The organism is Kitasatospora sp. NPDC087861, assembly GCF_044742585.1.
Lineage (GTDB): Bacteria > Actinomycetota > Actinomycetes > Streptomycetales > Streptomycetaceae > Kitasatospora.
The window spans coordinates 13589-37089 of record NZ_JBIUUS010000028.1 but is presented as its reverse complement, the minus strand read 5'-3'; the positions used below and the strand labels follow the sequence as shown (position 1 = coordinate 37089).

Annotated in this window: 26 protein-coding genes; 6 read left to right on the top strand and 20 right to left on the bottom strand. The window is 73.2% G+C overall.

Going from position 1 to position 23501, the window contains the following annotated elements; translation table 11 throughout:
• Positions 1-132: 132 nt before the first annotated feature.
• The 4 genes from ACIOJE_RS30975 to ACIOJE_RS30960 all read right to left on the bottom strand — a co-directional run bounded on the left by ACIOJE_RS30975 (position 133) and on the right by ACIOJE_RS30960 (position 3074).
• Complete coding sequence (locus ACIOJE_RS30975; protein WP_030243474.1) at positions 133-336, bottom strand: hypothetical protein; 204 nt, start codon at positions 334-336, stop codon at positions 133-135.
• Positions 337-741: 405 nt separating this feature from the next.
• A complete protein-coding gene (locus tag ACIOJE_RS30970; RefSeq protein ID WP_280685318.1) occupies positions 742-1041 on the bottom strand; it encodes an acylphosphatase in 300 nt (99 codons plus the stop codon).
• A 29-nt stretch (positions 1042-1070) separates the two neighbouring features.
• Positions 1071-1574 (bottom strand): winged helix-turn-helix transcriptional regulator, encoded by a 504-nt coding sequence (locus ACIOJE_RS30965; protein WP_400780730.1) that lies wholly within the window; start codon positions 1572-1574, stop codon positions 1071-1073.
• 132 nt (positions 1575-1706) lie between these two features.
• A complete protein-coding gene (locus tag ACIOJE_RS30960; RefSeq protein WP_400780727.1) occupies positions 1707-3074 on the bottom strand; it encodes a hypothetical protein in 1368 nt (455 codons plus the stop codon).
• A gap of 309 nt (positions 3075-3383) precedes the next feature.
• Here ACIOJE_RS30960 and ACIOJE_RS30955 point away from each other — a divergent pair, with 309 nt between their 5' ends.
• Complete coding sequence (locus ACIOJE_RS30955; RefSeq protein ID WP_280685316.1) at positions 3384-4304, top strand: hypothetical protein; 921 nt, start codon at positions 3384-3386, stop codon at positions 4302-4304.
• Between the two features lie 167 nt (positions 4305-4471).
• On the opposite strand, the gene mutM is transcribed toward ACIOJE_RS30955, so the two are convergent.
• The 10 genes from mutM to ACIOJE_RS30905 form a co-directional block, all read right to left on the bottom strand.
• Positions 4472-5350 (bottom strand): bifunctional DNA-formamidopyrimidine glycosylase/DNA-(apurinic or apyrimidinic site) lyase, encoded by an 879-nt coding sequence (mutM, locus tag ACIOJE_RS30950; RefSeq protein ID WP_400780725.1) that lies wholly within the window; start codon positions 5348-5350, stop codon positions 4472-4474.
• Between the two features lie 40 nt (positions 5351-5390).
• The gene (rnc, locus tag ACIOJE_RS30945) at positions 5391-6185 is read right to left on the bottom strand and encodes a ribonuclease III (RefSeq protein WP_280685314.1); all 795 of its coding nucleotides are present in this window, start codon (positions 6183-6185) and stop codon (positions 5391-5393) included.
• Between the two features lie 20 nt (positions 6186-6205).
• The gene (gene rpmF, locus ACIOJE_RS30940) at positions 6206-6379 is read right to left on the bottom strand and encodes a 50S ribosomal protein L32 (protein WP_030056747.1); all 174 of its coding nucleotides are present in this window, start codon (positions 6377-6379) and stop codon (positions 6206-6208) included.
• Between the two features lie 2 nt (positions 6380-6381).
• Entirely contained in the window at positions 6382-7026 is a 645-nt protein-coding gene (locus ACIOJE_RS30935; RefSeq protein WP_400780722.1) for a YceD family protein, read from the bottom strand.
• Between the two features lie 172 nt (positions 7027-7198).
• On the bottom strand, positions 7199-8386 hold the full coding sequence (locus ACIOJE_RS30930; protein WP_400780720.1) for a cell division initiation protein: 1188 nt from the start codon (positions 8384-8386) through the stop codon (positions 7199-7201).
• A gap of 214 nt (positions 8387-8600) precedes the next feature.
• Positions 8601-9092: a pantetheine-phosphate adenylyltransferase gene (coaD, locus tag ACIOJE_RS30925; protein ID WP_280685311.1), complete on the bottom strand. Its 492-nt coding sequence runs from the start codon at positions 9090-9092 to the stop codon at positions 8601-8603.
• A 49-nt stretch (positions 9093-9141) separates the two neighbouring features.
• On the bottom strand, positions 9142-9726 hold the full coding sequence (gene rsmD, locus ACIOJE_RS30920; protein WP_280685310.1) for a 16S rRNA (guanine(966)-N(2))-methyltransferase RsmD: 585 nt from the start codon (positions 9724-9726) through the stop codon (positions 9142-9144).
• 135 nt (positions 9727-9861) lie between these two features.
• Positions 9862-10395 (bottom strand): hypothetical protein, encoded by a 534-nt coding sequence (locus tag ACIOJE_RS30915; protein WP_280686268.1) that lies wholly within the window; start codon positions 10393-10395, stop codon positions 9862-9864.
• 105 nt (positions 10396-10500) lie between these two features.
• Complete coding sequence (recG, locus tag ACIOJE_RS30910; RefSeq protein ID WP_400780716.1) at positions 10501-12720, bottom strand: ATP-dependent DNA helicase RecG; 2220 nt, start codon at positions 12718-12720, stop codon at positions 10501-10503.
• 53 nt (positions 12721-12773) lie between these two features.
• Positions 12774-14405 carry a DAK2 domain-containing protein gene (locus ACIOJE_RS30905; RefSeq protein ID WP_280686266.1) on the bottom strand — a complete coding sequence of 544 codons (1632 nt, stop codon included), beginning with the start codon at positions 14403-14405 and terminating at the stop codon, positions 12774-12776.
• A 282-nt stretch (positions 14406-14687) separates the two neighbouring features.
• Here ACIOJE_RS30905 and rpmB point away from each other — a divergent pair, with 282 nt between their 5' ends.
• Positions 14688-14873 (top strand): 50S ribosomal protein L28, encoded by a 186-nt coding sequence (gene rpmB / locus ACIOJE_RS30900; protein ID WP_014138233.1) that lies wholly within the window; start codon positions 14688-14690, stop codon positions 14871-14873.
• Positions 14874-15022: 149 nt separating this feature from the next.
• Here rpmB and thiD read toward each other — a convergent pair whose 3' ends face one another.
• The 3 genes from thiD to ACIOJE_RS30885 form a co-directional block, all read right to left on the bottom strand.
• Positions 15023-15868: a bifunctional hydroxymethylpyrimidine kinase/phosphomethylpyrimidine kinase gene (gene thiD, locus ACIOJE_RS30895; RefSeq protein WP_400780713.1), complete on the bottom strand. Its 846-nt coding sequence runs from the start codon at positions 15866-15868 to the stop codon at positions 15023-15025.
• Positions 15869-15891: 23 nt separating this feature from the next.
• Entirely contained in the window at positions 15892-16917 is a 1026-nt protein-coding gene (locus tag ACIOJE_RS30890; RefSeq protein WP_400780711.1) for a 6-phosphofructokinase, read from the bottom strand.
• Positions 16918-17103: 186 nt separating this feature from the next.
• Positions 17104-18069, bottom strand: a complete 966-nt coding sequence (locus tag ACIOJE_RS30885) for a thiamine-phosphate kinase (protein ID WP_280686263.1) — start codon at positions 18067-18069, stop codon at positions 17104-17106.
• Positions 18070-18274: 205 nt separating this feature from the next.
• Here ACIOJE_RS30885 and ACIOJE_RS30880 point away from each other — a divergent pair, with 205 nt between their 5' ends.
• Together ACIOJE_RS30880 and ACIOJE_RS30875 are read left to right on the top strand one after the other, a co-directional pair.
• The gene (locus ACIOJE_RS30880; RefSeq protein ID WP_280686262.1) at positions 18275-18508 is read left to right on the top strand and encodes an Lrp/AsnC ligand binding domain-containing protein; all 234 of its coding nucleotides are present in this window, start codon (positions 18275-18277) and stop codon (positions 18506-18508) included.
• A gap of 20 nt (positions 18509-18528) precedes the next feature.
• The gene (locus tag ACIOJE_RS30875) at positions 18529-19047 is read left to right on the top strand and encodes a DUF3515 domain-containing protein (RefSeq protein ID WP_280686261.1); all 519 of its coding nucleotides are present in this window, start codon (positions 18529-18531) and stop codon (positions 19045-19047) included.
• A gap of 110 nt (positions 19048-19157) precedes the next feature.
• Here ACIOJE_RS30875 and ACIOJE_RS30870 read toward each other — a convergent pair whose 3' ends face one another.
• The 3 genes from ACIOJE_RS30870 to ACIOJE_RS30860 all read right to left on the bottom strand — a co-directional run bounded on the left by ACIOJE_RS30870 (position 19158) and on the right by ACIOJE_RS30860 (position 22185).
• The gene (locus tag ACIOJE_RS30870; RefSeq protein ID WP_280686260.1) at positions 19158-20303 is read right to left on the bottom strand and encodes a D-alanine--D-alanine ligase family protein; all 1146 of its coding nucleotides are present in this window, start codon (positions 20301-20303) and stop codon (positions 19158-19160) included.
• A 62-nt stretch (positions 20304-20365) separates the two neighbouring features.
• Positions 20366-21349 carry an NAD(P)H-dependent glycerol-3-phosphate dehydrogenase gene (locus ACIOJE_RS30865; RefSeq protein ID WP_280686270.1) on the bottom strand — a complete coding sequence of 328 codons (984 nt, stop codon included), beginning with the start codon at positions 21347-21349 and terminating at the stop codon, positions 20366-20368.
• 14 nt (positions 21350-21363) lie between these two features.
• Positions 21364-22185, bottom strand: a complete 822-nt coding sequence (locus ACIOJE_RS30860; RefSeq protein WP_400780706.1) for a lysophospholipid acyltransferase family protein — start codon at positions 22183-22185, stop codon at positions 21364-21366.
• A gap of 231 nt (positions 22186-22416) precedes the next feature.
• Here ACIOJE_RS30860 and cofC point away from each other — a divergent pair, with 231 nt between their 5' ends.
• A complete protein-coding gene (gene cofC / locus ACIOJE_RS30855; protein WP_400780704.1) occupies positions 22417-23100 on the top strand; it encodes a 2-phospho-L-lactate guanylyltransferase in 684 nt (227 codons plus the stop codon).
• Between the two features lie 56 nt (positions 23101-23156).
• Complete coding sequence (locus ACIOJE_RS30850) at positions 23157-23378, top strand: hypothetical protein (protein WP_280686257.1); 222 nt, start codon at positions 23157-23159, stop codon at positions 23376-23378.
• The last annotated feature ends 123 nt before the right edge of the window (positions 23379-23501 follow it).

The window sequence follows — 23501 nt, the reverse complement described above, 5'->3', positions numbered from 1 at the left end:
GCGGGCCGCGCGTCCCGGACACGACCCGGACACGACGAAGGGACGCCACAACCGGGCGTCCCTTGCAAAGCTGCGTCCCTTTCGGGGCGGCTCAGTGCACAGCGGCGTCGATCTGCGAGGACCGGGCGGGACTCAGGTGAGAGCCGGCTCCCGCTGATCCAGATCGATGCTGTTGAGCAGCGAGTGCTCGTCAGCGACAGCGGTGAGCGCGTCGTTCTCAGCCTGCATCCGAAGGAGCTCGGATTCAAGGTCCTGGACGCGCTGCTGAAGCCGTCGCATCTCGGAGAGCATTCGCGGGTCGGGGCCGCCGACGTACCCGAGAAGCGCCTTTGCCATGATGAATGGTCCTCCACGCTGAGTGACCGAACCGGAACGGTACAGGTCTAGGGGGAAGGGGCACGCACGCGCGGCGCGTCACCGGCAGTGCTGGCTGGGCACTGACGGCACAACCACCGTGAGCTGGGCTCACGAGGGCATGCACCTACCGGGAAAACGCGGTCGTGTGCGCGGGTTTCCAGCGTCTCACCAAAGACGGTACGGGTCAACACGATCACCGCACGCTACCGCGCCCCTGTCACCTGCCTGGCGGTGTCGTCACGCCTGGGGGTCTCGGGCCGGGTCCGGCCACGTGCTCGTGGATCATCGTTCGATGCGGAGTCAACCACGAGTCTGCCCGGATGGCAACCGCATGACACCGGCAGTTGCGGAGCAGTTCCGGCCCGCGCCGGGTACGGGCCGGGCTCAGCGGATCTCGAAGCCCTCGTAGCCGGGGCCGACGGCCGTCCAGATCTCGGTGACGCCACTGACGCCGCCTGGCGTGTCCGGGCCGCGCAGCAGCTCCAGCAGCTGTTCGCAGTCGGCGGCCAGGCCCTCGGCGACCACCTGCACCCGGCCGTCGCCGAGGTTGCTCGCGTAGCCGGTCAGGCCGATCTCCAGCGCCCGCGCCCTGGTCCACCAGCGGAACCCGACCTGCTGGACCTTCCCCCGGACCCAGGCGGTCACCCGGACCGGTTCCTCACTGTGGGCGTCGCGACCGTGCATGCCCCGACCCTAGCCGCCGTACCGCCCGGTCACAGCTCCACGGGGCCGTCGACCGTCCAGCCCGGGGTGTGGACCCGCGCGTGCAGTTCGCCCCGGCGGGCCTCCCGGCCGCAGCAGCGGCAGACCCAGGCCGGGTCGAAGGGGTGCGGCTCGTGCCCCTCGGGCGCGTGGTCGAAGGTCACCGGCGACTCCGGCAGCACCCAGCGGTCACCCCAGGTGCGCAGCGCGTGGGCGAGCGGCGCGAGGTCCCGCCCGGCCTCGGTGAGGTGGTACTCGTAGCGGGGCGGCCGCTCGCTGTACGGGCGCCGCTCGACCACCCCCGCCTCCTCCAGCGCCCGCAGCCGCGCGGTCAGCCGGTCCCGGGGCGCGCCGGTGTTGCGGGCGATCCGGTCGAAGCGGTGGTTGCCGTAGAACAGCTCGCGGACGGCCAGCAGCGCCCACTTCTCGCCGACCACCTGCAACGCGGCCGCCATCGAGCACGGTCGGCCGGGGACGGTGCCCGGAGCGCGGACGGACTCGGTGTCGGGGGTCACAGCGCCAGCCTGCCACACCGGGTTGCCTTCTCAAACCCGATGCGCCCGCGCACAACGACCGGCCCGCGAACGCGACGCGGCCCCGCCGGACGAACCGGCGGGGCCGCGGAGGCGGGCGATCGGGTCAGCGGGTCACCAGTCGCCGCCGCCGCCGCCGAAGTCCCCGCCACCGCCGAAGTCGCCGCCACCGAAGCCGCCACCGTCGCTGAAGCCGCCGCTGAAGTCGGAGGAGTTGAAGTCGGCGCCGGTGAAGTCGCCGCCCTCGTACTGGTCCTGGTAGCCGTGGTCCATCATCGGCGCCGCGGCGTAGGCCGGGCTGCTGATCATCGAGCCGAGCATGGTGCCGACCAGCAGGCCCGGCAGCAGGCCGCCGCCGCCGAACCCGCCGAAGTAGCCGCCCGCCCAGGGGGCGTAGGCCGGTCCGGCGTTCCAGTACGGCTGCGGGCCGTGCTCGGTCTCGACGGTGCGGATGGCCGGGTCGAGGCCGGTGGCCAGCCGGTCCGCGTCGGACTGGCAGACCGGGACGGTACGGGCGGCGCCGCCGGCCGGGGCCCAGTCGGCGTCCTTGACGGACGGGCCGTGGCGCGGGTCGAAGAAGCACGGGGGACGGCGCTCGGGCACCGGGCGCTTCTCCCGCCGGGCCGCCAGGGTGGCCAGCGCGAACCGGCCGTCCTCCAGCGCCTCGGTGACCGGCTTGACGTCGTCCGGCCGCTTGGCCTCGTCCATCAGCCGCTTGGCCTTCTCGTAGGAGTCCAGGGCGTGGGTGTAGTCGGTGCGCTGGGTGTCGTCGGCGTCGGCCGCCGCCGGGTTGAAGTCGAGCCGGTCCAGCTCCTCGCCGAAGGCGGTGATGTCCTCGTCGACCACGCGGCGCAGCTGCTCCAGCTCGGCCCGGGCCTGCTCCTCCTTACGCTTCTTGGCGCGGCGGAAGAGGAGGAAGACGCCGGCACCGGCCAGCGCGATCAGCACGACCGGGATGACCACCCAGGCGATCGAGGTGGTGTGGTTCACCCCGGTGCCCTTGGTCTGCGGGGCGGCGCTGTCGACGAAGTCGTTCACGGTGGCGGCGATGTCGCCGTTGTGGGAGCGGAAGGCGGCGCCGGCGATGCGCTCGGCGCTGCCCTGCGACATCGCGCCGCGGTCGGCCTTGGCCGCGAACTGGTCGCCGCGCCAGATCGCGTAGGCACCGTCGATGCCGACCTTGGTGCGCAGGTCGTTGAAGACGGTCTGGGCGCCGTAGGCGGAGTCGGCCGGGACGATCGCGACGAAGATCGGCTTGTCGGCCTTGTTGATCTTCTCGGTCAGGGCGTCGGCCTGGCTCTGGCTGAATCGACTCGTCATCGCCGGGTCGACGTAGACCCGGCCCTGCTTCAGGGTGGAGGCCGCGTCGTCCAGCCCGCCGGCGGCCGAGGCCGCCGGCGCCAGCAGGAGCAGCAGCCCGAGCAGCGTCGCCACCAGGGCAAGCGGCCCGGCGCCCCGGGAACGTCGTGCAAGGGTTCTCATGCCCACGACGCTACCGCGACTGGCGTCGGAGCACGGCATACCCTTCGCATACTGGTAATGACAGGATTCCCCGCCGTCCGCCGGGGCTTCGCCCCTCCTCCGGGATGATGTTTCCCCCAGTCGTCCCCGATGCGGGCGGCGTGCGGGAACTGCGGCAGGCGCCCGGTCGTACGTCCCGGCGGGCCCAGGGCGTTCCGGGCGGCGTCCCGACCGTATCGCGCGGGCGGGCATAGTGGTCCCGGACCACTGGTCCCATTGCCTTTTCTTGACCAAGCCCGTTCCTGACCTACCTCCCGATCGGAGCACCCGGTGATCATCGGCCTCGTCACCGCCGTAGCGGCATCCGCCTGCTACGGCACCGGCTCAGTCCTCCAGGCCGTCGGATCCCGCCGCTCCGCACGTGAGGAGGCCGCCAAGGGCGCCACCACCGGCACCACCGAGCACGGCGGGCCGAGCCTGTCCTCGACCGCGAAGGCCGCCGTCACCTGGGAGTTCATCCTCGGTACGGTGCTCGACCTGATCGGTTTCGGGCTGGGCGCGCTGGCCGCGCGACTGCTGCCGCTGTTCCTCTCCCAGACCATCATCAGCGCCAACCTGGTGATCACCGCGGTGCTGAGCATCAAGCTGCTCGGCATCCGGCTCAAGCAGTTGGAGTGGGCCTCGATCGGCGTGCTCTGCTCGGCGCTGGTGCTGCTGGCCGTCTCGGCCGGGCCCGAGGGCGGCCACCACGCCGAGATGGCCTTCCACTGGTGGCTGCTGGTGGTCACCACCGTGCTGCTGGTCGGCGGCAGCCTGCTGGTGCGGCGGATGGGTTCCAAGGGCGCGATCGTCGCCGGTCTGCTCTCCGGCCTCGGCTTCGGCGCGCTGGGCGTCGGCGTGCGCATCCTGAACGGCATCGACCCGTTCGACCTCGCCAAGCTGCTCTCCGACCCGGCCCTGTACGCGATCCTGGTCGGCGGCCTCGGCGGCATGTACGTGCACACGGTGGCGCTGCAGATCGGCTCGGTGAACGGCGCGACGGCCGCGCTGGTGGTCGGCGAGACGGTGCTGCCCGGCGCGATCGGCGTGCTCTGGCTCGGCGACTCCTCCAAGTCCGGCCTGGGCTGGCTCGGCGTGGTCGGCTTCCTGCTCGCGGTGGTGTCCGCGGTCGGGGTCGCCTACTTCGGCCAGGACACCCACGGCGCCCCCGGCGAGGCGGCCGCCGACCAACCGGAACTCGCCAAGCACTGAGCCGGCTCAGACCGACCGGCACATGGTGGGTGGATGAAGGAGCGGCGTCCGGGCCGAGTCTGGGCGGTGCCGACGAGGGAGTAGCAGCGGAGCTGCGGCGACTGAGGAGAAGCCGTCCAGGCGACAGCCTGGGCGTCGCGACGCCGCCCACCATGTGCCGGTCGGTCTTAGCCCCCGCTGCGGGCCCGTGGCACGCGCTGGCAGCGGGGGCAGAAGTAGCTGGAACGGTTCATCCAGGCGGCCCGCCGGATCGGGGTCCCGCAGCGGCGGCAGGGCTCGTGCTCGCGGCCGTACGCGTCGAGGTCCCGGGAGAAGTACCCGCTCTCGCCGTTCACGTTGACGTACAGGCTGTCGAAGCTGGTGCCGCCGACGGCGAGCGCGGCCGTCATCACCTCGCGGGCGTTGGCCAGCAGTTCGGCGCTCTGCGGGCGGGTGAGCGTCGCGGTCGGGCGGTCGTAGTGCAGCCGGGAGCGCCAGAGCGCCTCGTCGGCGTAGATGTTGCCGACCCCGCTGATCAGCGTCTGGTCGAGCAGCGCCCGCTTCACGGTGGTGCGCTTGGCCCGCAGCGCGACCGTGAAGGCGGCGTCGTCGAAACGCGGGTCGAGCGGGTCGCGGGCGATGTGCGCGATGGAGAGCGGGGTACCCTCCGGGTCGCCGTCCTCGGCCTCCTCGACCGCGAGGCCGCCGAAGGTCCGCTGGTCGACGAAGCGCAGCTCGCGCCCGCCGTCGGCGAACCGCAGCCGTACCCGCAGGTGCGTCTCGTCGGGAACCGACGGGTCCTGGACGAGGAGTTGGCCGCTCATCCCGAGGTGGCCGATCAGCGAGAAGCCTGTGCCGGTCCCCGCCAGCGGCACCCACAGGTACTTGCCGCGCCGCTGCGCGGTGCCCAGGGTGGTGCCGGTCAGCCGGGCGGTGAAGTCGGCCGCGCCGGCGGGCTGGCGGCGCACCGCACGCGGGTGCAGCACCTGGACGTCGGCGACGGTCCGCCCGGCGACCCAGTCCGCCAGACCACGGCGGACGACCTCGACCTCGGGAAGTTCGGGCACGGGAACAGGCCTCCTGCGAAAGTGATCGGCAGGAGGAAGACTACTGCGCCCCGGCGGGCAGCCGGTCGGCGTACTTCTCCTTGATCGCCCGCCAAGCGCTCTCGGCGGCCTTCTGCTCGGCCTCCTTCTTCGAGCGGCCGACGCCGCTGCCGAAGTCCTCGCCGGCCACCCGGGCCGCCGCGGTGAAGGTCTTCTCGTGGTCCGGACCGGACTCCATGACCACGTACTCGGGCACCCCGATGCCCACCGAGGCGGTGAGCTCCTGCAGGCTGGTCTTCCAGTCCAGGCCGGCGCCCAGCTGAGAGGACTCCTCGATCAGCGGGTCGAACAGCCGGTGGACGAACTCGGTGGCCGCGTCCAGACCCTGGTCCAGGTAGACGGCCCCGATCACGGCCTCGACGGTGTCGGCGAGGATCGACGACTTGTCGCGGCCGCCGGTGCCCTCCTCGCCCTTGCCGAGCCGGATGAACTCGCCGAGGTCCAGGCCCCGGCCGACGTCCGCGAGCGCGCGGGAGTTGACCACTGCGGCGCGCAGCTTGGCGAGCGTGCCCTCCGGGACGTCCGGGTGGACGCGGTAGAGGGTGTCGGTCACCACCAGGCCCAGCACCGAGTCGCCGAGGAACTCCAGGCGCTCGTTGGTGGGCAGACCCCCGTTCTCGTACGCGTACGAGCGGTGGGTCAGGGCACGCACCAGAAGGGCGCGCTCGAGCGTGTACCCGAGGCGCCCTTCCAGGACGTCGTATTCGGTCGAAGCCGGCCCACCGGCCCTGCCACCGCCCGAAGAGGAACCCTTCGGGGCGGCGGACGCCTTGCGGGTGGAGCTACCGTCCGACATCGATCCGTGCACCCCGCCGATCAGACCGAGAGGACCTGGCGACGGTTGTACGTGCCGCAGCTCGGGCACGCGATGTGGCCCAGCTTCGGCTCGTGGCAGCGGTCGCACGCCACGAGGGCCGGAACGACGGCCTTCCAGTTGGAACGGCGGTGGCGCGTGTTGCTGCGCGACATCTTCCGCTTCGGAACAGCCACGGCTACTTCTCCTGGTTCTCGGCGAGACCCTCACGGGTGTCGCTGTTCTTGATCCCGTCACCCTCGTCGCCGGGGGCGGCGGAGAGTCCCTGCAGAGCCGCCCACCTGGGGTCGGCGGCGTCGTGGTGGTGCGTCGGGTCGTCGCTCAGGCGCGCTCCGCACTCGGAGCACAGGCCCAGGCAGTCTTCCTGGCACACCGGCTGCAGCGGCAGTGCGAGCACCACCGCGTCACGCAGCACCGGCTGGAGGTCGAAGAAGTCGCCCTCCAGGCGGTAAGTCTCTTCTTCCGAGTCCTCGTCGAGGTCCTCGGTCCCGGTGGTCCGGGCGCGGTGACGCTCGTCGGACTCCGGGTAGTAGTACAGCTCCTGGAAGTCGACGTCGATGTCGTCCTCGACGGGCTCCAGGCACCGGGCGCACTCGCCCTCGATCCGGGCCTCGGCGGTGCCGGTCACCAGCACGCCCTCGACCACGGACTCCAGGCGGAGCTCCAGATGGAGTTCGCTCTTCTCCGGCACACCGATCACGTCGATGATCCCCAGGCCCTCGGGGGCCTCCAGAGTGCGGGACACCTTGCGCAGCGAGCCCGGGCGACGTCCCAGCTCGTGCGTGTCGAACACGAGGGGGTCGCGGTGGTCGAGGCGGTTCAAGGTGTCCTGACTTCCATGGGAAACATCGATGTGCGGCGCCTTCACGCCGGTGGCGCGCGGGCAAGCCGACAGTCCGACACGAAAAGGCCGGAGTGGTCAGCCTACCGGAGTCTCCCCCCAGGCCCAACTTCGGCCCCGTCAGGGACGCCCGACGGGGCCGCGCGGGCCCGGCTCAGCGGCCGCCCAGCTCCCGGAGCTTGGTCATGTCGATCATGCTGGTGTCGAAGAAGCTGGTCTCGTCCAGGCCCTGCTGCTGCGCCACGGCCGGCTGGGCCGCGGGCTGCTGCGGGTAGGTGTAGGCGTCGTACTGCTGCGCGCCGTAGCCCGGTTGCTGCTGCTGTTGCTGCTGCTGCTGGTAGTCGTAGCCCCCGTGCTGCTGGCCCGCGTAGTCCGGCTGCTGCGGGTAGCCGTCCGCGGCACCCTGCTGCTGGTACCCCCACTGGGTCCCGTACGGGTCGCCCTGGCCGGCCGGGTCGTAGCCGCCGCCGTACACCTCGGCGTACTGCCCGCCCTGCTGCTGGGCCGCCGCGTACTGGTCGGTGCCGGGGGCCTGCCAGCCCGCCGCGGCCGGGGTCTGCTCCGGCCAGGTCTGCTGCTGCGGGACGTCCTCGCGGTACCAGGCGATGTCGTCGCCGTCGGCGTCGTGGGCGAAGCCCGCGGCCACCGCCTCGGCCCGCTCCTTGGCCTGCTGCGCCTCGTCGGCGGCGGCCAGGTAGGCGCCCAGCTCGTCGATCGACCGCTTGCCGAGCAGCTTGTCCCGGCCCTTGCCGACCGCTTCCAGGGTGGCGCCGAGGACGTTCTCCAGCGTGGCGAGCTTCACATCGACGTACTCGTCGACCTCGGGGCTGGGGCTGATCCGCTGCGGCTGGAACTCCTCGCCGTCCGGCTCGCCCTCGTGCTCGGTCTCGAAGACGCTGGAGTCGCCGCGCAACTTAGTCCGGCCGCGGCCGACCGAGCCCAGCGTCTTGGTCAGCACGACCTCGAAGTTGGCGAGCTTGCTGTCCACGTAGTCGTCGGCCTCGGCGCGCTTGGTCTCGACCTCGGCGCGGGCCTCGGCGAGGATCCGGTCGGCCTCGGCCTGGGCCCGGCGGACCACCTCGGTGTCGGAGATCAGCGAGCCCCGCTCGGCGTGCGCGCCCTGGATGATCCGGTCCGCCTCGGCCTGGGCGCCGGCCACCACCTGCTCGTGGTCGGCCATCACCGACTGCGCCTGGGCGAGTTCGGCGGGCAGCGCCGCCTTGAGGTCGTTGAGCAGGCCGATGAGCTCGGCCCGGTTCACCACGCAGGAGGCCGACATCGGCATCGAACGGGCGTTCTCGACCGCCGCGACGATCTCGTCGACCTTGTTCTGCACGTCCACGGGGCTTCGTCTTTCCGTGTGCCGCCGACGGTCCGGCGGAGGCAGGCCCGACGCGGCGAACCTCACCGCAGGGCAGGAATACAGACTGTACGGCCACCGCGCGGCGAGGTCACAACGCCAGAGCCCGACCGGCTGACCGGACACCGGACAAGCCATGACGAACCGGCAGAAACGGACGGCTGCCCGGCGCCGGCCGGCGCCCCTCGCGCTCCGGTTACTGCTGGGCCCTGCGCTCCGCGATCCGCTCGACCAGCCGCCGGTGCACTGTCTCCGGCAGCAGGTGGGAGACGTCCCCGCCGTACGAGGCGACCTCCTTGACCAGCGTCGAGGAGAGGAAGCTGTAGGTCGGGGAGGTCGGCACGAACAGCGTCTCCACGCCGGTCAGGCCGTGGTTCATCTGGGCCATCTGCAGCTCGTAGTCGAAGTCGCTGACCGCGCGCAGGCCCTTGATGATCGCGGGGATCCCGCGCTCCCGGCAGAAGTCCACCAGCAGGCCGTGGTACGACTCGACCACCACGTTTCCGAAGTCCGCGGTGACCTCCTCGATCAGGCCGATCCGCTCCTCGACGGTGAACATGCCCTGCTTGTTCCGGTTGATCAGGATCGCGACATGGACCACGTCGTACAGCTTCGAGGCCCGCCCGATGATGTCGAGGTGACCGTTGGTGATCGGGTCGAACGAACCGGGACAGACGGCGCGGCGCATGGCGTGTGTGCTCCCTCGTGGGGTGATGGCTGCTGCGGGCCTCGGCCCGCTACTCGTGCTGGCTGGCCTCGGCGGCGGCGCGACCGTACCAGAGCGTGCCCTCGCCGTAGCGGCGCGAGCGCAGCACCTCGAAGCCCTCGGGCCAGCCGAACTCGCCGCCACGGGTGCTGCGCTCCACGGTGACGAGTGCGTCCGCCGCGAGCCAGCCCCCGGCCAGGAGTGTGATCAGCATCTCGCGCAGCTCCTCGTCCGTCACGGCGTACGGCGGATCGAGGAAGACCAGGTCGTACGGGGTCTGCGGGGGCGGGCCCGCGATCACCTTCTCCGCCTTAGCGGCCCGCACCTCCACGCCCGGCAGGCCGATCGTGCGGACGTTCTCCCGGATCACCCGCGCCGCCTGGCCGTCCGCCTCGACCAGCAGGACGTGTCCGGCACCGCGCGACAGCGCCTCCAGACCGACCGCGCCCGATCCGCCGAACAGGTCGAGCATCCGGGCCCCGTGCAGGGTGCCGCGCAGCGCCTCCAGGGTGGAGAACATCGCCTCGCGGGCCTTGTCGGAGGTCGGACGGGTGCCCCGGCCTGGCGGTACGGCCAGCCGGCGGCCGCCGGCCAGCCCGGCGATCACGCGGGTCATGGTGGTGGAAGGTCCTTTCGTCGCTGCCGCACCACGCTATCCCGCCCCGAGGTCCGGGGGCGCCCCGGAGGCGGGCGGAGGAGCAGCGGCCGTGGCCCCGCCGAGCCGGTCGGCGGGGCCACGGCCGCTACCCGCTCAGCTGGCCTCGGAGCCCGCCGACTGGGCCGGGACGGCCGCGCCGAGCAGCGCGGGCGAGGCGTAGCGGGACCAGGACAGGCAGCCGTCGGGCGGGCAGAACTCGGGGCGGCGCGGGTCGTGCCCGAGCTCGCGCAGCTTGGTGCGGACGGAGTCGGGCGTACGGCCGAAGCGGGCGGCGATCCGGGCGACGGTCTCGCCGTCGTGGAAGCGCCGGACCAGCTCCTCCTCGTGCTGCGGCACCCAGGGGGCACCGTGGCCGGGGTACAGCTCGCGCAGCACGTCGCGGTCGGGGATGGGCTCGGAGACATCGGCGACGATCGCCAGCGCCCGCAGCGCGCGGTTGAGCGCGATCCGCAGCGAGGCGACGTCCTCGACCGGCAGGCGGAGCTTGCCCGAGGCGAGCGGCTGGGCGGCCGCCCCCTCGCGCCAGCCGGTCAGGGTGAGGGTGACCTCGCGGTCGTCGTCGCTGGCGAGTTCGATCCGGAAGACCTTGTCGCCCAGCGGGAGCTCGTTGAGATGACGGAATGCCATGGCAGGACCCCCAAGTGTCGTGCCAGGTACGCACCTTGGGGGTGCGCCCTGAACACCTTCATTCTCTCGCGGGGGTCTGACAATTCCGGGGCCGCGGCGGCCCGCTCAGCCCTTCTCCATGTAGGCCGCGCGGTCCTCGTCGAGCAGGCTCTCCAGCGCGGTGCGCAGCTCCGGGTGGGCGGCCAGCTCCCGGTCCTCGGCGACCAGCCGGGTGGCCTCCGTCCGGGCGGTGAGGATGACCTCCTCGTCCTCCAGCACCGAGAGCACCTTGAGCGAGGACTTCACCCCGGACTGCGCCTGGCCCAGCACGTCGCCCTCGCGGCGCTGTTCGAGGTCGATCCGGGACAGCTCGAAGCCGTCCAGGGTGCCGGCCACCGCGTCCAGCCGAGCCCGGGCCGCGCTGCCCGCGGGCATGTCGCTGACCAGCAGGCACAGGCCCGCGGCGCTGCCGCGGCCGACCCGGCCGCGCAGCTGGTGGAGCTGGGAGACGCCGAAACGGTCGGCGTCCATGATGACCATCGCGGTGGAGTTGGGGACGTTGACGCCGACCTCGATGACGGTGGTGGCGACCAGGACGTCGACCTCGCCGGCCGTGAACCGGCGCATCACCTCGTCCTTGGCCTCCGGGGCCAGCCGGCCGTGCAGGATCTCCACCCGCAGGCCGCTCAGCGGGCCCGTGACCAGCTTCTCGGCCGTCTCCACCACCGAGAGCGGGGGCCGCCGTTCGTCGCTCCCGGCGCCGGCGTCGGGAGCGACGTCCTCCAGGTCCTCCTCGCCCGCCCGGCGCTTCTTCCTCGGCTCGGCGGCGGGCTCCTCGTCCCCGATCCGGGGGCAGACCACGTACGCCTGGTGGCCCTTGGTGACCTCCTCGCGGACGCGTTCCCAGGCCCGGGTGAGGAAGTTGGGCTTCTCCAGCGCGGGGACGACGTGGGTGGAGATCGGCGAGCGGCCGGCCGGCAGCTGGTCGAGGACGGAGGTCTCCAGGTCCCCGAAGACGGTCATCGCGACGGTGCGCGGGATCGGGGTGGCGGTCATCACCAGCAGGTGCGGCGGCTGCTCGCCCTTGGCGCGCAGCGCGTCCCGCTGTTCGACGCCGAAGCGGTGCTGCTCGTCGACCACCACCAAGCCGAGGTCCTGGAACTGGACCTTGTCCTCGATCAGCGCGTGGGTGCCGATCGCGATGCCCGCGTCGCCGCAGGCCATGTCGAGCAGCGCCTGGCGGCGCGCCGGGACACCCATCGAGCCGGTCAGCAGCACCACCCGGGTGCCGAGCTCGGAGCCGCCGAGCAGACCGCCCTCCGCCAGGTCGCCCATCATCTCGACGATCGAGCGGTGGTGCTGCTGGGCCAGCACCTCGGTGGGTGCGAGCAGCACGGCCTGCCCCCCCGCGTCGACCACGGCGAGCATGGCGCGCAGCGCGACGAGCGTCTTGCCGGAGCCGACCTCGCCCTGGAGCAGCCGGTGCATCGGGTGCTCGCTCGCCAGGTCGGCCGCGATCTCGGCGGACACCTTCTGCTGGCCCTCGGTGAGGGTGAACGGCAGCCGGGCGTCGAAGGCGTCCAGCAGGCCGCCCTCGCGGGCCCGGCGCGGGACGGCGGGCAGCGCGGACTCGGCGGCCCGGCGCTGGGCCAGGGCGACCTGGAGGACGAAGGCCTCGTCCCAGCGCAGCCGGCTCTGGGCGCGCTCGCGGTCGGCCTGGCTGCGCGGGCGGTGGATCAGCTCCAGCGCCTCGGGCAGCGGGATCAGCTCGTGCCGCTCGCGCAGCTCGGCGGGCAGCGGTTCGCCGACGTCGCCCAGGTGCTTGGTGAGGGCCGTCTCGATGCAGATCGACAGCTTCCAGCTGGGCATCTGCGCGCTGGCGCCGTAGACCGGGATGAGCCGGCCGGCGAACTGCCGGGCGGCGTCCGACCCGGCCTCCTCGTCGAGCAGTTGGTAGTCCGGCGAGACCAGTTGGCGGCTGCGGTTGAAGACCCCGACCTTGCCCGCGAACAGACCCTGGGCGCCGGCCCTGAGCTCCTTCTGCCGCCAGCCCTGGTTGAAGAACACCAGTGAGAGCCGGCTGCGGCCGTCGGTGACGACGACCTCCAGCCGGTCGCCCTTGCGGCCGCGGAACGGGATCAGGGTGACCTTCTCGATCCGCGCCAGCACGGTGACGTGCTCGTCGATCTCCAGCTCGTCCAGGCTGGTGAGCTGGCCGCGTTCGACGTAGCGGCGCGGGTAGTGGTGCAGCAGGTCCCCGACCGTGCGCAGCTTGAGGCTGTCGGCGAGCACCTTGGCGGTGCGGTCGCCGACGAGCTTGGTCAGTGGTTCGTCGAGAGCGCCCATCAGCCCCCTGTTTACACCACGGGACCGACAATCCGGGCCTCGCGCCGGTCGGCTCACTCCACCCCGATGAGCAGCGGCGCGGACTCCTGGCCGCCGTGGAAGACCACCGCGTCGACCTCGGGCCGCCGGTGCCGGGCGTGCGCCACCAGGCGGTCGGCGAGCGCCTCGTCGGCGCCCTCGCCGAGGACCAGGGTGACGAGCTCGCCGCCCGCGCCGAGCATCCGGTCCAGCACGCTCGCCCCGACCTCGGCCAGTCCGGCGCCGATCACCGCGACGTCGCCGTCGATCAGGCCGAGCACGTCGCCGGCCTGGCAGACCCCGGCCATCGTCCAGGACTCCCCCTCGGCCACGGCGAGTTCGGCGTACCGGGTGGCACCGGCCGCGGAGGTCATGGCGACCACGTCCTCGTCGAAGCGGCGGCCGCCCTCGTGCACCGCGAGCGCCGCCAGTCCCTGCACCGGCGAGCGGGTGGGCAGCACGGCGATCCGTACGCCCTCCTCGCGCAGCTGGTCGGCGGCGGCCCCGGCGGCGGCGCGCAGCTCGGGGTCGTTGAGCAGCAGGACGACCTCGCGGGCGGCCGAGCGGCGGACGGCCGCGGCGAGTTCGGCGCTGGCCGGCGGGCGGTCCGGGTCGGCGTGCAGGGCGACGGCGCCGGCCTGCTCGCACAGTTCGGCCAGGCCCCCGCCGGACACCACGGAGAGCACCGCGCGGGCCCGCTCCTCGCGTTCGCCGCGCTCGGCGGCGCGGCCGGCCCGGGCGGCGGCCTCGGCGAAGTGCGTGATCCGGATCTGGTGCGGGCGCCCGGCCTCGACCCCGGCCTCCACGGCGGCGCCCGCGTCGTCCACGTGGACGTGCACGTTCCACAGGCCGTCGCCGCCGCCGATCACCAGCGAGTCGCCGAGCGCGCCGAGCCGCCCGCGCAGCGCGGGCAGGGCCTCGTCGGGTGCGTCGAGCAGGTAGATGACCTCGAAGGCGGGGTGGCCGGGGCCGGGCGGCCGGACGTGCACCTCGCAGCTCTCGACGGCCCGGAGGTCGCCGCGCAGCGCGACCGGGCCCATCGGCTGCTGGCCGGCGACGGCGTCGGCGAGCGCGCCGAGGACGGCGACCAGCCCGCGCCCGCCGGCGTCCACCACCCCGTTCTCGGCCAGCACGGCGAGTTGTTCGGGGGTGTGCCGCAGCGCGTCCCGGGCGGCCCGGTAGGCGGTGTCGGCGACCTGCGCGAGCCCGTCCCCGGCCCGGACGGCCTCCCGGGCGGCGACCCTGGCGACGGTCAGCAGGGTGCCCTCGACGGGCTCCGCGACGGCCTGGTAGGCGGAGTCGGCGGCCCGCTGCAGGGCGGCCCGCAGCTGGTCGGCGCCGCCGCCCTCGGCGAGCATCTCGGCGGTGCCGCGCAGCCACTGGGCGAGGATCACGCCGGAGTTGCCGCGGGCGCCGACCAGCGCGCCGCGGGCCATCGCCCGGATCGTGTCGGCCAGGCCGGGGGCCGGCTCGGCGGCGGGGTCGGCGAAGCGGCTCTCCACCTCGGCGGCGGCGGACTCGACGGTCAGGTAGAGGTTGGTGCCGGTGTCGCCGTCCGGGACGGGATAGACGTTGAGCGCGTCGATCTCCTCGCGGGCCTGGCCGAGCGCGCGCAGGGCGAGCTGGCACCAGGTGCGCACGGCCGGGGCGTCGAGCGTGTGCAGCACCAGGTCTCCTCCGGATGGGACGCCGCGATGGCCTGAGAATGAACGGCGAGGGGTGATACCGGCAGGTTATCGGGGGCCGGGGAGGGTCACCGGGACCGGCGACCGGAGCGATCACCCGGCCGGTCATGGTAGTTTCGTTGAACCGGAGCAAGCGTTGTATGCTCTTCCGGTTGCCTGGAACAATCCGGGCTCACCCTTCGGCCCGGTCCGGTTCACGCGAGTGCTCCGCTGGTCCAGCGGGGTTGTCGAACGTAAATGATCTGAAGTCTTGGAGTGACTCCTGTGGCTGCCAACTGCGACGTCTGCGGCAAGGGGCCGGGCTTCGGCAACAGCATCTCCCACTCGCACCGCCGTACCCCCCGTCGTTGGAACCCCAACATTCAGACGGTGCGCGCTGTGATTGGGCGGACGCCGAAGCGGCTCAACGTCTGCACCTCGTGCATCAAGGCCGGTAAGGTCTCGCGCTGACGCGCAGACCGGCATGCCGGTCCTCCAGTGAAGCCGGTTCATCCTCGGATGAACCGGCTTCACTGTTCTCGTTCTCCGGCCGGGGCGTTCCCTCCGCTCCCGGGAGTTCCCGCGGGTGGGCGGGCCCGCTGACCCGCCCACCGTCCGGGTCAGCGCCAGCGCCAGGCGTGGTCGACCGGGCCGATCCCGGCACCGAGCGCGAAGCCCCCGGCGATCGCGCCGGTGACGTACTCCTTGGCCGAGCCGACCGCCTCCGGCAGCGACTCGCCCTTGGCCAGCCCGGCCGCGATCGCGCTGGCCAGGGTGCAACCGGTGCCGTGGGTGTGCCGGTTGTCGTAGCGCGGCGCCCGGTACCAGTGCACCTCGCCGGGCCCGCCGTAGAGCAGGTCGGCGGCCTCGCCCTCCAGGTGGCCGCCCTTGACCAGCGCCCAGCGCGGCCCGAGGTCGAGCAGCGCCTTGGCGGCGTCCAGCATCTGCCCCTCGTTCTCGACCGTCCGGCCGGTGAGTTGCGTCACCTCGTGCAGGTTGGGGGTGGCCAGGGTGGCGACCGGCAGCAGCCGCTCGCGGACGGTAACGACGGCCTCGGCGGCCAGCAGGGCGTCCCCGTGCTTGGAGACGCCGACCGGGTCGACGACCACCGGGGCGGACACTCCGGCGAGCAGGTCGGAGACGGTCTCGACCAGTTCGATCGACGCGAGCATGCCGGTCTTCACGGCCTGCACCCCGATGTCGTCGACCACACTGCGGAACTGCGCCCGGACGGCCTCGGCGGGCAGTTCCCAGTAGCCCTGGACACCTAGCGAGTTCTGCGCGGTGACGGCGGTGATCACGCTCATGCCGTGGACGCCGAGGGCGAGCATCGCCTTGAGGTCGGCCTGGATGCCGGCGCCGCCGCCGGAGTCGGAGCCGGCGATCGTGAGCACCCGCGGCGGGGCGGACGAGGGGCCGGGCGGGACGGGCCGGCCGGGGGCGGGGGTGGGAGACGGGTGGACCATGGGGTCAACCTACCTGCGGTGGTTCAGAGCACGGCCTCGGACTCCACCCAGCGGTCCTCCGGCACCGTCTTCAGCCTGGTCACCGCGTCGGCGATCGGCACCAGTTCGATCTCGGTCCGGCGCAGCGCGGTGAAGTGGCCGAACGCGCCCTGGTGGACGGCCTCGACGGCGTGCCAGCCGAAGCGGGTGGCGAGCACGCGGTCCCGGGCGGTCGGGGTGCCGCCGCGCTGGGTGTGGCCGAGGATGACCGGGCGGGCCTCCTTGCCGAGCAGGTTCTCCAGCTCGTGGGCGAGCCGGTTGCCGATCCCGCCGAAGGTCCGGTGGCCGTACTGGTCGACGTCGCCGTGGTCGAAGCGCATGGTGCCCGGCAGCGGGGCGGCGCCCTCGGCGACGGCGATGATGGCGAACTTCTTGCCGCGGTCGAAGCGGTCCTCGACCATCCGGGCCACCGCCTCGATGTCGAAGGGCTTCTCCGGGATGAGGATGCCGTGCGCGCCGCCGGCCATGCCCGCGGTGAGGGTGATCCAGCCGGTGTGACGGCCCATCAACTCGACCACCATGACGCGCTGGTGGGACTCGGCGGTGGTCTTGAGCCGGTCGATCGCCTCGGTCGCGACGTGCACCGCGGTGTCGAAGCCGAAGGTGACGTCGGTGGCGTCGATGTCGTTGTCGATGGTCTTGGGCACCCCGACCACCGGAAGCCCGGCGTCGCTGAACAGCCTGGCGGCGGTCAGCGTCCCCTCGCCGCCGATCGCGATCAGCGCGTCGATGCCGATGTCCCGGGCCAGCGTCTTGGCGTTCTCCACCGCCCAGGCGATCCGCTCGCGCTGCACCCGGGCGGAGCCCAGGACGGTACCGCCGAGGGTGAGCAGGCCGGTGACGTCGTCGTGCGAGACCGGCCGGGTGCGGCCCTCGATCAGGCCGAGGAAGCCGTCCAGGATCCCGACGATCTCGTCGCCGTGCACGTCCGTTCCCCGGTGCACCACGGAGCGGATCACCGCGTTGAGGCCGGGGCAGTCGCCGCCGCTGGTCAGTACACCGATACGCATGGCTGGTGCGCTCCCGCTCGCAGTGGTTCAGACCACCCGCACCGGACGGCGGGCGGGCTCGGTCGTCGCCAGCCTACGCACAACGGGCCCGCGAAGCCGTGCGCCGCACGTCGGGAGCGTCACGCGCCGCACCGTCGTCCGGGCGTCATCCGCCGTGCGCCGTACGACAATCGGCGGGGCCGGCCCTCACTCGGCGAAGTGGTCCCAGCCGCCGACCCGGTCCCAGGGCGCGCCGTCCACCGTCACCCGGCCGCTGCGGCTGCCCCGGGGGCGGCCGGTCACCTCGCCCACCACCCGCCAGCGGGCCGGGAGTTGGACCCCGCGCGGGAAGGTCGCCACGATCGCGTGGTCCTCGCCGCCGGACAGCACCCACACCAGCGGGTCCACCCCGACCGCCTGCCCGATGTCGGCCATCTGCGCCGGGACGTCGAAGTCGGCGGCCTTCAGGTCGATGTCCACCTCGCTGGCCCGGGCCACGTGGCCGAGGTCGGCGACCAGCCCGTCACTCACGTCGATCATCGAGGTCGCGCCCAACTCCGCGCCGGCCGGGCCCGCGTGGTACGGCGGCTCGGGCCGGCGGTGCGCCTCGACGAAGGCGCGCGGGGAGCGGAAGCCGCGCTGCAGCACGGTCAGTCCGGCGGCCGACCAGCCGAGCCAGCCGGTCACCGCGATCACGTCGCCGACCTGCGCGCCGGAGCGCGTCACCGGCGCGCGCCCCTGGAGGTCCCCGAGCGCCGTGATGGCCAGCGTGACGGTGTCGCCGCGCACCACGTCGCCGCCGACCACCGTCGCCCCGGCCACCTGGCACTCGTCGCGCAGCCCGTCCATCAGCTCGGTGGCCCAGGTGGTGGGCAGGTCGGCGGGGGCGACCAGGCCGAGCAGTATCGCGGTCGGCACCGCACCCATCGCGGCCACGTCGGCGAGGTTCTGGGCGGCGGCCTTGCGGCCCACGTCGTAGGCGGTGGACCAGTCCCGACGGAAGTGCCGGTTCTCGATCAGGACGTCCGTGGTGGCCACCACCCGGCCGTCCGGCGCCTTCACCACCGCGGCGTCGTCACCCGGGCCGAGGTCCACCGCGTCGGTGAGCGGCACCCGGGCGGTCAGCTCCCTGATGAGACCGAACTCGCCGAGCTCGCCCACGGTCCCCTGCATCTGCCGTCCTCTCGCGTTTCCATCTGAACTCGTCCCCGTCGCGCCCCCGCGCGCAGCGTACGCCCTTCGGAGGGCCCGGGGTCTCCCCTCCCCGGCCCACCCCGGGGTAGCGTGGTGATCAGACTGCCGGTGAGCCCGTTCCCACCCCGACGCCTGACCGGGCGATCACGGCGGCGATCCCCGTAACCGGCCGCCGGAGGTCCCCGTGGTACAGGCATACATCCTGATCCAGACCGAGGTCGGCAAGGCCACCGCAGTGGCCCAGTCGATCTCCGAGATTCCCGGCGTCCTCCGGGCCGAGGACGTCACCGGCCCGTACGACGTGATCGTCCGGGCCGAGGCCGACACCGTGGACGACCTGGGCCGCCTGGTGGTGGCCAGGGTCCAGCAGGTCGAGGGCATCACCCGTACCCTCACCTGTCCGGTGGTCCACCTGTAGGGCCCGCATACCATCGGTGGGTGGCTATCGAACTCCGCGTCCCCAGGGCCCTGGCGGCCCTGCCGGCCCCGATCCGCTGGCTGGCCCTGCCGCTCGCGCTGACCTGCACGGTCGTGGTGCTGCTCGGCAGTTGGGGCTCCGCCGACGACCGGGTCGCGGCCCCGCAGCCGGGCGGCAAGGCGGCCGGGTACTGCCGGGCGCTGGCGGCGGCCCTGCCGCAGGAGCTGCTCGGGCACGCCCGCAAGGACCCGTCGCCCGCCTCGCCGTACGTCGCCGCGTGGGACAGCACGCCCCGCACGGTGCTGCGCTGCGGCGTCGACCGCCCGGAGGCGCTGGACGGCGAGCACGCCAAGGACTGGTCGCCGACCGTGGACGACGTCACCTGGTGGTCGCAGAAGCTCAGCGACGGCGGCTACCGCTTCGTGACGACCATGCGCGCCGCCTACGTCGAGGTGACCGTCCCGGCCGGGGCCGCGGCCAACCCGTTCGACCCGGCCGCCGCCCTCACCGGCGCGGTGAAGGCCACCATCCCGGGCTGACGGCCGGGAGACGCCGCGAGGGCGGGCCGGGTAGCCCCCGGCCCGCCCTCCGTCGTCGAAGCCCCTGCCGTCGGGACCGCTGCCGTCGAAGACAGCCGGCGCCGGACCCGCTACCGCAGGCCGGTCGAGCGGCTCAGCGCCGTCCGGAGCAGCCGGTCGATCAGCTCCGGGTAGGACAGCCCGGTGGCCTCCCACATCTTCGGGTAGGCCGAGATCGGGGTGAAGCCGGGCATCGTGTTGATCTCGTTGACCATCCAGGTGCCGTCCTCCAGCAGGAAGAAGTCCACCCGGGCCAGGCCCTCGCAGCCGAGCGCCTCGAACGCGGCCACCGCCTGGCGGCGGATCTCGGCGGTCTGCTCGTCGTCGAGCTTCGCCGGGATCTGCACCTCGGAGGAGTCGATGTACTTGGCCTCGAAGTCGTAGAAGTCGAAGCCGTCGCCGACCAGCACCTCGGCCGGGAGGCTGGCCCGCGGGCCGTCCTCGAACTCCAGCACGCCGCACTCGATCTCGCGGCCGGTCACGCCGGCCTCGATGATCAGCTTGGGGTCGTGCCGGCGGGCCTCCTCGATCGCGGTGTCGAGGTCGGCCAGGTCCTTGACCTTGGTGATGCCCATGCTGGAGCCGGCCCGGCAGGGCTTCACGAACAGCGGCAGGCCGAGTTCGGCGGCCCGCTCGCGCACCGCGGCGCGGCCGTCCTCGGTCTCCCAGTCGCGCGGCCGCACGATGGTGTACCGGCCGACGCCCAGGCCGTGCGAGGCCAGGATCCGCTTGGTGAACTCCTTGTCCATGCCGACCGCGCTGGAGAGCACGCCGTTGCCGACGTACGGCACGCCGGACAGCTCCAGCAGGCCCTGCAGGGTGCCGTCCTCGCCCCAGGGGCCGTGCAGCAGCGGGAACACCACGTCGACCTCGCCGAGGGCCTTGGGGGCGCTTCCCGGCTCGCTCAGGACCACTTCCCGGTCGCCCGGGGCGACCGGCAGCGCGACCTGCCCGTCCACGGACTCGGCGACACCCGGGACGTCCGGCATCCGGCCGTCGGTGATGGCCATCCGGGCCGGCTCGTCGCTGACCAGCGCCCAGCGGCCCTCGGGGGTGATCCCGATCGGGAGCACCTCGTACTTCTCGCGGTCGATCGCCTTGAGCACACTGCCGGCGGTGACCACCGAGACGCCGTGTTCGGAGCTGCGTCCGCCGAAGACCAGCGCGACGCGCGGCTTCGCAGCGGACGGGTTCGGGGAGGACTGTTCGATGCTCATATCGGGTTTGAGACTACCGTGCGACGTGTTTCCGGGGTGTCAGCCGCCCCGGACGCACCGCCTCAGCGCCGTTCGGCCTTGGCCGAACGGGACATCAGGGCCTGCAGCGCCTCCTGCGTCGGCCGGCCGTTGTGCACGACGTCCACCACCGCCTCGACGATCGGCATGTCGACCCCGTTGCGCCGGGCCAGGTCGAGCACCGACTCGCAGGACTTGACGCCCTCCGCGGTCTGCCGGGTGGCCGCGATGGTCTCCGCGAGCGACATGCCCCGGCCCAGGTTCATGCCGAAGGTGTTGTTGCGCGACAGCGGCGAGGAGCAGGTGGCGACCAGGTCGCCCATCCCGGCGAGCCCGGCGAAGGTGTGCGGGTCGGCGCCGAGCACCTCGCCGAGCCGGGTGGTCTCGGCCAGCCCACGGGTGATCAGGGTCGCCTTGGTGTTGTCGCCGAGGCCCATGCCGGCCGCCATGCCGACCGCCAGGCCGATCACGTTCTTGACCGCGCCGCCGAGCTCGCAGCCCACCACGTCGGTGTTGGTGTACGGGCGGAAGTACGGCGTGTGGCAGGCCGCCTGGAGCCGCTTGGCGACCGCCTCGTCCGCGCAGGCGACCACGCTGGCGGCGGGCTGCCGGTTGGCGATCTCCCGGGCCAGGTTGGGCCCGCTGACCACCGCGACGCGCTCCGGGCCGACCTTGGTGACCTCGTCGATCACCTCGCTCATCCGCTTGGCGGTGCCGAGTTCGATGCCCTTCATCAGGCTCACCAGCACGGTCTGCGGCTCGATCAGCGGCGTCCAGGCGGCCAGGTTGTCGCGCAGCGTCTGCGAGGGCACCACCAGGACCGCGAAGTCGGCGCCGGCCAGCGCCTCGGCGGCGTCGGTGGTGGCCCGGACGGAGCCCGGCAGCCGTACGCCCGGCAGGTAGTCCGGGTTCTCGTGCGTGGTGTTGATGGCGTCGACGAGTTCCTGGCGGCGGGCCCACAGGACCACCTCGCTGCCGGCGTCGGCCAGCACCATCGCGAAGGCGGTGCCCCAGGAACCGGTCCCCATCACGGCGCAGCGGGTCACCGGCCGACCTCCTCGTCGTTGCCGCCCTTGGCGCGCCGGCGTTCGGCGGCGGCCGCGGCGGCCCGGCTCCGGGCCGCCTTGCGCATGTCGTAGCGCTCGGCGGGCGGCTCCTCGCCGCGGATGCCGGCCAGCACCGCGGTGATCGCCTTCATGATGTCCTCGGTCGCGTCGTTGAGCACCTGGGCGGTGAGCTCCTGGCCCTGGTAGCGGCTCAGGTCCACCGGGGGCCCGGCGGCCACCGTGACCTTGTGGCGCGGGAAGAGGTTGAACTTGCCCCGGCCGTAACCGGGCCGGCCGTACGGCGGGATGATCTCGTGCGCTCCCCAGTGCGCGACCGGGACGACCGGCGCGCCGGTCATCAGCGCGACCCGGGCGACCCCGCTCTTGCCGGTCATCGGCCACAGGTCCGGGTCCCGGGTGAGCGTGCCCTCCGGGTAGAACTGCACGCACTGGCCGTCGTTGATCGCGTCGATCGCGGCCCGGAACGCCTGCGCGGCGTCGGTGGACTCGCGGAAGACCGGAATCTGACCGGTCTTACGCAGCATGAATCCGATGAAGGGAATCGAGAACAGCGAGGACTTGCCGAGAATCCGCGGCGGACGGCCACTGTTGTACTGCCAGTGCGCGTAGATCACCGGGTCGATGATCGAATTGTGATTCACCGCGGCGATGAAGCCGCCTTCCGTCGGAAGGTGCTCCCAGCCCCGCCAGTCGGGCTTCACCAGGGCGGTCGTCACCGGCTTCACCAGCACGGCCGCGAAGCGGTACCAGATGCCGTAGTCGGCGTTGCCGAACTTGGCGTACGAGCGGCGGGCCACCCCAGGTCCTCCTCATCCCATGCGGCACGTGGGGTGCCGCGTCATAGCCTCCCGGCGCCGCGCACCGGTACCCGACCGGTGCCCGGGTCACGGGCGCGGAACAGTGTCGCCCGGCTGCTCACCGGCTGTCGAGCGACCGCGCCAACCCGCCCGGCAGGCGTGATCAAACGCACGTCCGCACAGTTCGGACGGCCTGGCGAGGGCTCCGGGACCGGCGACACAATGACGCCGATGACCCAGGACACCGTACGCCCCAGCGGGCCCGTCGCGCCCCCCGCACCCACCGCCGACTGGTCGCTGGTGCTGCCGCTCAAGCCGCTCGCCCTCGCGAAGAGCCGACTGGCCCCGTACGCCGGGCCGCACCGGGCGGACCTCGCGCTGTCCTTCGCGCTGGACACCGTCACCGCCGCGCTGGCCACCCCGGGCGTCGCCCGCGTCCTGGTGGTCACCCGGGACGCGTCGGCCGGCGACCGGCTGGCGGCGCTGGGCGCGGTCGTGGTCGCCGACGAACCCGGCGGGGGCCTCAACGAGGCGCTGGCACACGGCGCCTCGGCCGCCCGGTCGCTCGCCCCGCACTCGCCGCTGGCCGCCCTCTCGGCGGATCTGCCGGCCCTGCGCCCGGTCGAACTGGCCCGGGTGCTGGGCGCGGTACCGCCGGCCGGCCGGGCCTTCCTGCCGGACTCCCCCGGCCTAGGCACCACACTGCTCGCCTGCACCCCCGGCCGCCCGCTCGCCCCCGCCTTCGGGGACGGCTCGCGGGCCCGGCACGCGGCCGGCGGGGCGCTCGAACTGCGCCTGGCGGACGTGGAGTCGGTGCGCCGGGACGTCGACACCGGCGCGGACCTCGGCGAGGCCGCGGTGCTCGGCCTCGGCCCGTACACCAGCACCCTGTTCGCCCGCCTGGGACGGGGCTGACCGGCACCCCGCGGAACGGCGCCCGGCCGCTACGGACCGCTCGCTATGCTGCTGGCATGCAGGCCACCGCGTTCACCTTCGACCCCGCCACCCGGGCCGGCTCCGTGCTGCTCGACGACGGGACCCCGGTGCCGTTCGACGCGGCCGCCTTCGACGCCGGCGGTCTGCGGCTGCTGCGGCCCGGCCAGCGGGTGCGGATCCGCACCGAGGGCTCCGGCGAGGCCCGCCGGGTGGTCTTCGTGACGCTGCAGACCTTCCCCGACCCGGCCGAGGGCTGACCCTCCCCCGCTGGTCCTGCCCGTCGGTCCTGCCCGCCTTCCGCACGCCCGCCTCCGCGTACCCGCGCCGTGGCCGCCGTCCGCCGTCGAATGTTGACTAAGCGCCCGGAAATCGAAAGAGCC